We start from the raw sequence: 11602 nt of genomic DNA, 5'->3' as shown, positions 1-11602 counted from the left end.
GGCTCTCCCTGATGTCCCTCTACTCGCTCGGCTCAACTCATCCAATTACCTCAACTCAGCTCACTCATTCTCGTCTCTCAACTCTAACTTGTTTGTTAGTTTAAAGAATACTACGCTGTATGTCAACCAAAAGTTCTGACAATTTAAATAATATGTTCTGTTAAAGCTCCCTTTTCTTGAAGACTCAGTTTCGAGATAGTTTGTTTCCGTTACGATAGTAACGATTTGGAGGTTTGGGGGGGTTTCTCCCATCCTTCGGATGGGGTGGTTGGGGATGCTTGGTATTTCTTTATAAATATTTCTATAAAAATATGAAGCTTTTTCCTATAATCATTCGTAAGATTAGATGTATAGGAATTATAGGGGGGATTCATATGGCAGAGTTATTTGAAAGTGTCAACTGGGCGCTTATCGCACCGTTGATTGTCATTCAGCTGATTTTACAAGTGGTGGCGCTGATTGACTGGTTCCGGATTGAACGGACAAACGGTCCAAAGATCATGTGGCTGTTCATCATCCTGCTTCTTAATATGATAGGACCTATCTTGTATTTTGTGATCGGAAGGAGACAAGAGTAATGGCGCTGCTCACGGTAAAAAACTTGAAGAAAAATTATGATGGCAGTCCTGTCATCCGTGGAATCGATTTTTCAATCAACAAGGGAACTTGTGTCGCGTTGCTTGGTCCCAATGGAGCGGGCAAAACGACAACGTTACGGATGTTGTCCGGTTTGATCCGCTCAAACGGCGGGAGCATCTCTTTTGAAGGACTGGATGATCAGACGGATATCCGCTATCACATCGGCTATCTGCCCCAACACCCCGTATTCCATTCCTGGATGTCAGGCAAAGAGTTTCTAGTATATGTAGCTAGGCTTGCTAACCTTGATAAAAAAACAGCGGCTGCACGGGCGGACGAATTACTTGCCCGTGTCGGCATTGCTGATGCAAAAAATAAGCGGATAGGAAAGTATTCTGGTGGGATGAAGCAGCGGCTTGGCATTGCCCAGGCTATGATTCACCAGCCGAAGTTGTTGATGCTGGATGAGCCAGTATCTGCACTCGATCCGATTGGGCGCAGGGAAGTGCTTAATTTGATGGAAGAGTTGAAGCAGGAAACAACCTTGCTTTTTTCTACTCATATATTAAATGATGCAGAAGAAGTCAGCGATGAGCTTCTGATGATGCATAATGGCGAAATTGTAGAGTCGGGACCGATGGAGATGGTAAGGCAAAAGCATCGCGTCGATAAAATCGATGTCGCCTTCCAGAAAGATTTTGTACCCGATGAAAGTTTATTGACAGCTCTTCCTTCTGTCATGCGTATAGAGTCGAACAGGGGAATACACCATATATTCGTTACAGATACCACCCAGGCAAGGGATGAACTTTTGCAATTGGTTCAGTCAGAACACTGGCCACTGGAACGGTTTGAAGTCGGCCGCGCATCACTGGAGGACTTATTCATGAAGGTGGTGAAGTCATGATGCAATTTCTGACCGTGTTCAAACGGGAAATGCTTGAATCGGGCCGGAATTTCAAATGGATTTGGGTGCCTCTTGTTTTCATTCTGCTGGGGTTATCTGATCCATTGTCGACTTACTATCTTCCACAGATCATTGAATCCGTTGGCGGCCTACCTGAGGGAGCATCTTTTGACATACCGACACCTCCGCCACATGACGTCCTAATGATGAGCCTGGCCCAGTTCAGTCAGCTTGGCGTACTGGTGATTTCCTTAATGTCGATGGGACTTATAGCAAGCGAAAGAAAAAGTGGTGTTGCAGAACTGGTGCTGGTAAAACCGGTGAAATACAGCACGTATGTATCTGCAAAATGGACGGCTACCAGTGTTCTGGTACTGGTTTCTTTGTTTGCCGGGTTATTGGCAAGCTGGTATTATGTCAATTTACTGTTTGGTGACATTTCCTTTTTACACCTTTTAGCCACATGGTTTTTCTATGGGTTATGGCTGTTGTTCGTCATCAGTATCTCTGTATTCATGAATAGCTTATTCAAAGTGCCAGGCCTGGTCGGATTTATGACAATAGTGCTGGTCATCCTTACCAGTATCGTTACGACCGTACTGAATCATATTCTGGACTGGAGCCCTGCTAAACTGAGCCCTTATATTAGAATGATGTTAAGCGAAGGAAACATATCTGGCGACCTTTGGGCTACTGCCCTCATCACGATAGGAATTAGCATAGCCTTGCTGGCAGCAGCCATCTACACTTTCCGCACGAAAGAAATGGCCTGATTCCCAGCATTTGGAGGGCTCCGGGGTGTTTACGTAAACACCCCGGAGCCCTCCAAGATTTAACAAAAGGGAGGGTGCAAGTTGCAGCACTCTCCCTTTTCCTTTAATCTTGTAAATTGTTATCGCCAAACATGAATTCACGCTGATGGTAATGAACAGCAAAAGCGAGCCCGATCGCCATCAGGTTCGCGAGCAGCGAGCTGCCGCCATAACTGATGAATGGCAATGGAATACCTGTAATTGGAAGAAGCTGAACGGTCATACCAATATTTTGAAACACGTGGAAAGTAATCATACTGACAACGCCTACGCAAACATAGGCACTGTAGGAATAATTTGCCCTAATAGCCAGCTGGATTAAATGGTAAATCAATAAAAAGAAAACCAGAATCACCAGACAGGCGCCAACAAAACCGAATTCTTCTCCTATTACACTAAAAATGAAGTCGGTATGACTTTCGGGGATATACACTTCTCCCCCGCCAAATCCTTTCCCCGTCAACATGCCGGACCCAATCGCCTGCAAAGACTTAATGAGATGATACCCTTCACCGGACTGGTATTTATAGGGCTCAAGCCAGGCATAGATTCTTCCAAATTGATACTCCTGGATTCCTAAATACTTTCGCAGTACATCAGGAGCCTGGATGACGAGGTAAAACACCGTACCTCCCACTGCTCCAATCAATCCATAAATCGGAAGAATCAGCTTCCAGGTTACACCCGCAACAATAATCAATCCTGACATAATTCCCAGATAAACCAGAGCTGTTCCGAAGTCCGGTTGCTGCATAATCAGCATGATTGGAGCGAATGTGACCCCCATAATTTTCATCAGGAGAACGAAATCAGTCTTAGTAGTCTTAAATTGATTTTCCTTATTGTGGTTGACGATTACTCTGCTTAAGACAAGAATCGTAAATATTTTCATAAATTCCGAAGGCTGGATTGATCCTATTCCTGGCAGAAGAAACCAGCTTTTTTGTCCGTTGATGACTGGAGCTATACTTGCCGGTGCCACGACAAGCGCAAGCAGAATCAACATGCCGGCTCCGTATACATACCAACTCAACCCTTTATACTGAATAGGCTCAATCATTATCATTCCAGCAATGATAAAGCTGCCAAGTATGTACCACATAATCTGCCTCAATACATAGTTATCAGAATACTGATTCGTCTGGATTGCACTGTATATGGCGACACAACTGATGGTGAACAAGGCTAACATAATAAAAAACAGGCGCCAATCAAAGCGCTCTTCAAATGTCATTCAAATCATCCTCAAGGTTTATCAAAATGATGTAAGAGAAAAAAACTGCTTTCCATACATATAGATTCTAATACAATATGAGGGATGATGAAACATATTTATACCAGATTTAATAATGAAAATCACATAAGGAGGCCCAATATGAAACAGATTTTGCGGAGCTATGATTTCGGTCTGCTTGCTATCATACTACTCCTGGGTATATTCGGACTGTTAATGGTCTATAGTTCCAGTTTTGCCTTTGCAGAGATTAAACATGGTAACCCTCAGTATTTTTTTAACAAACAATTGATATGGCTGATCATTGGACTGACGCTATTTTTCTTCGTCAGCATCTTCCCCTACCAATTATATGGACGATGGATCATACCAATAGTCTTTTTGACTTTCCTTTTACTGATAGCAGTCCTGATTCCTGGTGTCGGTATTGAAAGAAACTATTCGCAACGGTGGCTCGGGGCCGGTCCGTTGATTTTCCAGCCATCAGAACTGGCAAAAATAGCGTTCATCGTTTATTTCAGCAAAGTATATACCAATAAACAAAAGGATATAGAAAGCTTCACAAAAGGGGTACTCCCACCATTAATTATACTTGGTGCCGGGTTCGGACTGATATTAGTGCAGCCTGACCTCGGAACTGGCACGTCAATTCTTCTTGCTTGTGGATTGATTTTATCTGTATCAGGAATAAGACAGGTACATTTTTGGGCATTGGCAGGTACTGCCGCTGCCGGGATCGCTGTTTTGGCATTTTCTGCGTCATACAGGCTGGAGCGTCTAACCTCCTTCATCAATCCTTTCGCTGATCCTGATGGAAGTGGATTTCAACTGGTCAATTCTTACCTGTCTATTGGAACTGGCGGTGTCACCGGAACCGGGCTGGCTAACAGTGTCCAAAAACTGGGATACTTGCCGGAAGCCCATACGGATTTCATCATGGCGATTATAGCTGAGGAGTTGGGGTTCCTTGGGGTAGCCATGACTATGATTCTATACTTGTTGCTTTTGTTTAAAGGATTCCATATTTTTCAAAAAACAGAAAATCCGTTCGGGAAGTTATTGGCATTAGGGTTCACCTTTCAAATCATTTCTCAGGCGATGATCAACCTAGGAGCAGTTACAGGGATGCTTCCAATTACAGGGATAACTCTGCCATTGATTAGTTATGGAGGGACTTCCATGGTCATCACCTTTATTTCCCTAGGCATTATGATGAACATTTCTTTGCAGCAAAATTACCGCTTAAAGTATAAGAAATCTGGGAATACTACCCCTCCTAACAGGGTAAAAGATGAAAAGACATACCACCGTCCGGTATGGAACGGATGACGTACCTGTTGTAAAAGGGGGGAATACCTTGACTGCAAAAATTGAGTATGACAGTGAACTTATGTTAGAGATCTTAGATTTGGTCAAAGAAAACAATCAGCCAAAGTTAATGGAACTAGTGGATGATATCCAGCCTTATGACTTACGGCAAATCTATCTCCAACTACCCGAAAAGCTGAAAACTAAATTTTTGTCTCTAGTGGACGAAGTACAGCTGGTAAAGCTGATCCAGGAACTGGAACAACCAGATCAGTTGAAAATGCTCAACCAATTGAGTACGAGTAAGTCTGTTGCTGTTTTAAACAAAATGGATAATGATGACTTGGCTTATATGCTCGATCAATTTCCTAAAGAACGGGTAGAATATTATCTTTCGCGCATGCAAGAACAGGAATCTACTCATGTACAAAATATCATGAACTATCCCGCCGAGACTGCAGGAAGACTGATGACGAACCGTTTTGTATGGATTTCTAAATCTGCAAGCGTGCGCGAGACCGTTGATAAATTAAAATCATTTGCAGCGATAGCCGAAACCATCAATTACCTGTATGTCATTGATGAGGACAAAAAGCTGGTTGGCGTTGTCTCATACCGTGACCTGATTCTAGCGGATATGAATGAAACGATGGAGGATTTGATTTCCCATCGGGTTATTTCGGTACCGACAGGAATGGACCAGGAGGAAGTAGCCCAGGTAATCGAGCGTTATGATTTCCTTGCGGTCCCGGTTGTAGATGAGGAAAACCATCTGAAAGGGATTATCACGGTCGACGATGTCATTGATGTCGTCATCCAGGAAGCGAATGAAGACATCGAAAAGTTGTCTGCTTCTGGTAAAGATATTACATTCGAAACCAACTCGTTGACCGCTTCCTACCGGCGACTGCCGTGGCTGATTTTATTATTATTTATTGGCCTGGTCTCAGGAAGTATCATCAGCACCTTTGAAGAGACATTGGATGCGGTGGTTGCACTTGCCTTCTTTATGCCATTGATTGCAGGTATGACTGGTAACACAGGGACTCAATCATTAGCCATTGTCGTCCGGGGATTGGTTTCTCACGACCTGGATAAAAAGACAGTCACCAGGCTGCTATTAAGAGAAATGTTCGTCGGGATCATCATGGGAGTGATATGCGGTGTGCTTATATTAGTGGTAGCCTATTTATGGCAAGGAAATATGGCGTTAGGAGCTGTCGTAGGGTTATCATTGCTGCTGACCATTATTATCGGTACCTTGACTGGGACAAGTATCCCGCTCCTGCTTCATAAATTCAATGTCGACCCTGCAGTTGCTTCCGGACCACTAATTACGACTATCAATGACATTCTATCCTTATTTATTTATTTTAGTTTAGCAAGACTTCTAATCGAGTTTATGATGTAAAAAGGTCTGGCCCAGTTCAGGGCCAGACCTTTTATCATTTATTCGATTTCAGCTACATACTTCCTCAGTTGTTCGTTTCTTTCCTCACGATCTTGTTCAGAAGCTGTATCGTATTTTTTCAAGAGATGGAAAATATCATTAAGCTCTTCTTGAGAACGAATATCCTTTAAATAGATATGCATTTTCACTGCAAGTTCATCAGGTAGGAATTCTTCCTGACTAATCAGTTTTTTCTTTACATCGTCTTGACCATGATCAATATTGCACTCTGCCATGTTTAACAAACCTCCATCTTTAATAATTTATATTGAGACTTACTACATGCTTACCCATAAAAATCCCTAAAAAAACTCCCCTCTTTCTTAAGCTCTGTTAAATCCCCGTGTTGTTCTTGCGGATAAGCTCCCAATTGCTGAAGACTCAGTTTCAAGATAGTTGGGTCCGTTACCGAAAGGGAAGCGATGGGCTGTGAAACGACGCTTTCCCCTCTCTAACTTTTATGAATTTACATAAATAAGATAACTTGAAATGAAGTAGGTTATAACCATCAATAAAGATGGAATGACATACGTTAGTTTATTTTTCACCTGGACACGAATGATTGGATAAATCGCTAACAGTCCTAATGCCATCGCACTCAAGGTAGTAATGGCATGGGTATTGCTGACTGTTTGGAGAATGGCTTCTTGCCAGTACAATACATCGGTTCCTACTAAAATCATCAGATTAAACAAGTTGCTCCCCAGGATGGAACCAATCGCTAAAGGATAATTCCTTAATTTCAAAGCTACAAATACAGAAACCGCTTCAGGCAATGACGTGGAAGCAGCGACAAGAAATGTACCGACAAAACTGGAACCCAGCCCGGTAATGACTGCAATTTTATCTGCTGAGATAGTCAAAGCTGAACCCGCCGCCAATACTAAAATGGCGGATATGATAAATCCAATGACTGCACGCTTCAAGGTGACATGTTTATAAGCCCCATAGACTTCCGCTTGTCCCTCCGGTTCAGATTCCTTCTGTTCGTCCCCTGCCTTTGAAATGATCTTCGCGCCTATGCCATACATAACAACCATGGCAATGGATTCCCATCCGATGCCGAAAAAAGAAAAAGGAATCGGGATAAGGATCGAGACGACTACTGTTAACGACAGCAGCATAAATAGGCCCATGGTATAAAAGTTTTCATTGGTTGCATGGTTAAAGATACGTTTCCTTCTGAAAATCGCATCCATGACAGCCAGTATCAATAAATTGAACATGTTGCTTCCCATTACATTCCCGACTGCAATATCCGGGTTATCAATGATGACAGAGGTGACACTGGTAGTAACCTCCGGTAATGAAGTGGCACCACCAAGCAGCACCCCTAACAAGGCTGCTTTCAATGTTGATTTTTTATCAATGACATCTACATAATTGGAGATTTTAACACTTAAATAGATGGTAGCGACAGCTGCAATTATAAAAATGACATAAATCATGATGACCCTCCGTTTTTATTCTACGGGTATATACCCAGTACGCAAAATATCAACCATATGATTACTGTCGCTTTACTGATCATCCATAAATTCGAGGTTCTTAAAATTTCTGCTGATCGGTCTTGGCGCTTTCAGCTTATCAAAGAATATCACATACGTGTTTTTCTTTTCATCAATACTTTCGATTTTACCTTCACCAAACACAGGGTGCCTGACGCGAGACCCTTCATGAAAGCTATCAGTTGATGCTTGTTCAGGATGGGCATACGCCTCGATATACTGCTTCGCTTCTTTGATCAACTCTTCATCCAATAAACCTATGCGCTGGTATGCTGCTTCTTCGATTTCAAAAATAAACCGGGAGGGATACTTTTGCAGGCCGCCGCTCTGGAAACCTTCAGATTCCGTCAGATACAGTTCCTTTTCTGCCCGGGTTATAGCTACATAGGCAAGCCTCCGTTCCTCTTCCAGGCCGCGCTCTTTCCGTTCTCTTAAGGTCCGGACATTGGGGATGATCCCTTCTGTCATTCCGACAAAAAAGACATACGGAAACTCCAGCCCCTTGGCCGTATGGATAGTCATCATTTTGACAGTTTCCGCTTGTGCTTCCCGGTCATGTTCCGTATAAAGAGTCAGCATCTGCAAATATTCTTCCAACTCGATGTCTTCCCCCAGTGTCTGTTCATACTGCACGATGGAATGAAGCAGCTCGGTAAGGTTATCCAGACGATCCTGATCCCCATCTTCCCGGATATAAGCTTCGTATCCGGTCTGCTGGAGAGCCTCCTGTAACAGCTCAGAGATGTTCATTGATTTTCTTTTTACTTTTAATGATTCGATCGCCTCGATGAAAGCTTGCGCTCCTGTACGGTGTAGCCGGGGATAATCCGCATATGTTTTCAACGCACCATATAAGGATAAGCCTTCCGTTTCCGCCCGTTCCCTGAGAAAATGCATCCGCTTCTTTCCGATTTGACGTTTCGGTACATTGATAATCCTTGAAAAAGACAAGTCATCTTCAAACGCTATCATCTTAAGATGAGCAAGGGCATCTTTGACCTCCATCCGGTCAAAAAACTTGAAGCCGCCCAAAATGGTGTACTCTATGCTTTCTTTGATAAGCGCTTGTTCGATGAAACGGGATAAGTAATTGGCGCGATATAAAATGGCGATGTCATTATAACTGACCTGCTTCGTGTCAATCAGCTCATTAATTTTATCCACCACCCAGGCCGCCTCTTCTTGCTCGTCCTTGCCATGATAATGGATAACCTTTAAGCCACCTGCATTATCGGTAACCATTTCCTTATCGACACGAAAGTAGTTATGCTTGATCAGCGAATTACCCGCCGATAATATTTCGGGACTCGACCGATAGTTCCGGTTCAGGAAAATTGTTTCAGCTGAAGGAAAGTACTCCTCGAAGTCGACGATATATTTGGGATCGGCTCCCCGCCATTCGTAGATCGTCTGATCCGGGTCACCAACAACGAACAAATTCCCATGCTTTTCTGCCAGCATCCGTACAAGTTCGAATTGCTTGGCATTACTGTCCTGAAATTCATCTACCTGAATATAAAACAACCGGTCCTGCCACTTTTCCAATACCTTGGGATATTGACTGAATAAAACAAATGTGAAATTAATCAAGTCACCAAAGTCCAGACCGAATACCCGTTTTTGTTTTTTCAAATACATTTGGATAATCCGACCATCCAGGTCGTCCCCCGCTTCTTCTGCCGGCATCTCTCCCCGCTGGACCATTTGCTGAACATAATGGGTGTTTCCTTTCAGTATGCCGATCTTATCGAGCAGCCGCTTGAATGTTTTATCATTCATTTTTAAACCTAAGTCTTCGAAAATCTCCCGGAGAATTGTTTTTTGATCTTCCACATCCAGAATGACGAAATTTTTCGGATAGAATAGCCGATGGATGTCCTCCCGCAGCACACGGACACAAAATCCATGATATGTTGTGATAAAGCCGGTATCCTGCTCTCCGCCAATCAATTGTTTGAATCGTCTCCGCATTTCATGGGCTGCTTTATTGGTGAACGTCACACACAGCATGTTGGAAGGCTCGATCCCTAATGCATTAACAATGAAGCCATAACGGTGTGTCAACGCTTTTGTTTTTCCTGATCCTGCCCCGGCGATGACTCGTATGTATCCTTCCGTGGAAGTAACTGCCTGCTGCTGCGCTTCATTCAGTCCTTGCAGTAAATCTTCCATGCCTCACCCCACCTTTTTCTAGAACGTTTGTTTGTATTATATCATAATTGCTGGGCAAGCACTTATCACTCATCTATCATCTCAATTACGTATAATAATTCTCTCTTTTTTGAAGATTTGTCTCTCATATTTTTGAATTTTGGAACTAGTATAGAAAGTGGACACAGGTAGTGAGCCATGTTTTAATCGACCTAAAGCTTAAATTAAGGACGTGTTCACTTGACTAAAAAAATGAAGAGTTACAGTTCGGAATTTAAAGAGTATGTAGCTAAAATGATTGTCCTAGACGGACATAAAATGACTGATATTTGCAACAAGCTCAATTTACCTTACGGTACCGTTAAGCGGTGGGTAGGGAGCTATCGTGACAAGCAGAAGAACGCAGAAAAAGAGGAACAAAACCAGCTATTAACGGCCTCTGAGTACAAAGAGATGTATGAAAAAGAACGGCAAGAGAAGCTTGAAGCTCAGGAGGAAGCCGAAATATTAAAAAAGGCAATGCACATCTTCACGCAAGAAAAAGAGTAAAGTTCGAGTTCATTTATGAACATCGTACAGAACACACCGTATCGAAGATGTGCGAAGTTCTTGGTGTGTCTACATCAGGCTATTATGCTTACCTCCACAGGTTAGAGCGGCCAGAAACAGAGCGGGAAGCATTCAATCGTTATTTAGATGAGCGAATTCTATTTCACTATCACGATAATCATGGGTGTTACGGCAGCCCTCGTATTCATAAAAAAATCCGGGATGAGGATGGACTATCGGTTTCCTTGAAGAAAGTGACTAACCGTATGAGAGAGTTAGAACTGTATGCAGTGCCACCAAAGAAATTTGTAGCGACTACCGATTCGAAACATGCCAATCAAACTTTTCCTAACCATTTGAAACGAGAGTTTCAACCAGAAGCTCCGAACAAGGTCTGGGCTACAGATATTACCTATATTCATACTGGTGAAGGATTCTTGTATCTAAATCCTGTCATGGACCTGTATTCTCGCCGTATTATCAGTTTTCGTATTGACGACCATATGAAACAATCGCTATCTCTACATGCCTTAGAAGAAGCTATCTCCCTTCGGGAGCCAGAAGCAGGATGGATCCATCATTCAGATCAAGGATCCCAATACTGTTCCAGGGCTTATGTAGAAACCCTTGAAGAAGCCCAAGCTACAATAAGCATGAGTCGGAAAGGCACACCCTATGATAACGCCTGTGTCGAAAGTTTCTTTGCCTCATTAAAAAAGGAGTACTTGTATAAATACGTATTCCCTACAAAAGCTGAAGCTATTTTAGCTGTTCAATTTTATATTAAATTTTATAACCAGAAGCGTATGCATTCCTTCTTGGATGATAAGAGCCCTATTGAAAAAGAAAAGGCCTATTATTCGGGCCAAAGTCAGAAGCTCGCTTCAGAACAAACTCCCTCTGCATAAAGGGTAGGATCGGTTTTGGTATCCTTCCCTTTATGCGGAGGCATCCAAGTGTTTCGGAAGAAAACACGCGGAAGAAAAAGTGGCCCGCTGAGTGATCTATTTTTGTCCACTTTATTGACAGAATTCCAATTTGTCTCTTTTGTCCCTGAAATCACCTCTCTTCTTTTCATAAATTCTCCTTTAACGTTATGTATTC

At 42.7% G+C, this 11602-nt stretch carries 11 protein-coding genes; 7 read left to right on the top strand and 4 right to left on the bottom strand.

Annotation, left to right across the window (positions count from 1 at the left end; translation table 11 throughout):
* The first annotated feature begins 374 nt into the window (after nucleotides 1–374).
* Genes B9Y67_RS04315 through B9Y67_RS04305 form a run of 3 tightly spaced genes read left to right on the top strand, consistent with a single transcriptional unit; the run spans nucleotide 375 to nucleotide 2259 of the window.
* Nucleotides 375–578, top strand: coding sequence for a PLD nuclease N-terminal domain-containing protein (locus B9Y67_RS04315; protein ID WP_062439427.1), 204 nt, complete (start codon nucleotides 375–377; stop codon nucleotides 576–578).
* Nucleotides 578–1486, top strand: a complete 909-nt coding sequence (locus B9Y67_RS04310; protein WP_085505529.1) for an ABC transporter ATP-binding protein — start codon at nucleotides 578–580, stop codon at nucleotides 1484–1486. Before B9Y67_RS04315 ends, B9Y67_RS04310 begins: the two co-directional genes overlap by 1 nt.
* Entirely contained in the window at nucleotides 1483–2259 is a 777-nt protein-coding gene (locus B9Y67_RS04305) for an ABC transporter permease (protein ID WP_254901697.1), read from the top strand. The genes B9Y67_RS04310 and B9Y67_RS04305 overlap by 4 nt, the downstream gene beginning before the upstream one ends.
* A 103-nt stretch (nucleotides 2260–2362) precedes the next feature.
* On the opposite strand, the gene B9Y67_RS04300 is transcribed toward B9Y67_RS04305, so the two are convergent.
* Nucleotides 2363–3532, bottom strand: coding sequence for an FtsW/RodA/SpoVE family cell cycle protein (locus B9Y67_RS04300; RefSeq protein WP_085505528.1), 1170 nt, complete (start codon nucleotides 3530–3532; stop codon nucleotides 2363–2365).
* A gap of 141 nt (nucleotides 3533–3673) precedes the next feature.
* Between B9Y67_RS04300 and ftsW the strand changes: the two genes are divergently transcribed.
* Together ftsW and mgtE are read left to right on the top strand one after the other, a co-directional pair.
* Entirely contained in the window at nucleotides 3674–4861 is a 1188-nt protein-coding gene (gene ftsW, locus B9Y67_RS04295) for a putative lipid II flippase FtsW (RefSeq protein WP_085505527.1), read from the top strand.
* A gap of 61 nt (nucleotides 4862–4922) precedes the next feature.
* Nucleotides 4923–6251, top strand: coding sequence for a magnesium transporter (gene mgtE / locus B9Y67_RS04290; protein ID WP_254901704.1), 1329 nt, complete (start codon nucleotides 4923–4925; stop codon nucleotides 6249–6251).
* Between the two features lie 38 nt (nucleotides 6252–6289).
* Here the strand turns inward: mgtE and B9Y67_RS04285 are convergent, their stop codons facing one another.
* From B9Y67_RS04285 to B9Y67_RS04275, 3 genes are all read right to left on the bottom strand, one after another.
* The gene (locus tag B9Y67_RS04285) at nucleotides 6290–6526 is read right to left on the bottom strand and encodes a group-specific protein (protein ID WP_085505525.1); all 237 of its coding nucleotides are present in this window, start codon (nucleotides 6524–6526) and stop codon (nucleotides 6290–6292) included.
* 222 nt (nucleotides 6527–6748) lie between these two features.
* Nucleotides 6749–7738 carry a sodium:calcium antiporter gene (locus tag B9Y67_RS04280; RefSeq protein WP_085505524.1) on the bottom strand — a complete coding sequence of 330 codons (990 nt, stop codon included), beginning with the start codon at nucleotides 7736–7738 and terminating at the stop codon, nucleotides 6749–6751.
* A gap of 72 nt (nucleotides 7739–7810) precedes the next feature.
* Nucleotides 7811–9970 carry an ATP-dependent helicase gene (locus B9Y67_RS04275; RefSeq protein ID WP_085505523.1) on the bottom strand — a complete coding sequence of 720 codons (2160 nt, stop codon included), beginning with the start codon at nucleotides 9968–9970 and terminating at the stop codon, nucleotides 7811–7813.
* Between the two features lie 219 nt (nucleotides 9971–10189).
* Between B9Y67_RS04275 and B9Y67_RS04270 the strand changes: the two genes are divergently transcribed.
* Both B9Y67_RS04270 and B9Y67_RS04265 read left to right on the top strand, forming a co-directional pair.
* Nucleotides 10190–10498: a transposase gene (locus B9Y67_RS04270; protein ID WP_085505303.1), complete on the top strand. Its 309-nt coding sequence runs from the start codon at nucleotides 10190–10192 to the stop codon at nucleotides 10496–10498.
* A complete protein-coding gene (locus tag B9Y67_RS04265; protein ID WP_139823724.1) occupies nucleotides 10456–11406 on the top strand; it encodes an IS3 family transposase in 951 nt (316 codons plus the stop codon). The genes B9Y67_RS04270 and B9Y67_RS04265 overlap by 43 nt, the downstream gene beginning before the upstream one ends.
* Nucleotides 11407–11602: the final 196 nt, after the last annotated feature.

The sequence above is a fragment of the Thalassobacillus devorans genome (assembly GCF_900176565.1).
In the GTDB taxonomy this organism is placed as follows: Bacteria; Bacillota; Bacilli; order Bacillales; family Halobacillaceae; genus Thalassobacillus; species Thalassobacillus devorans_A.
Note: the sequence above shows the minus strand (reverse complement) of the source record. Positions and strands in the feature narration are given on the sequence as shown.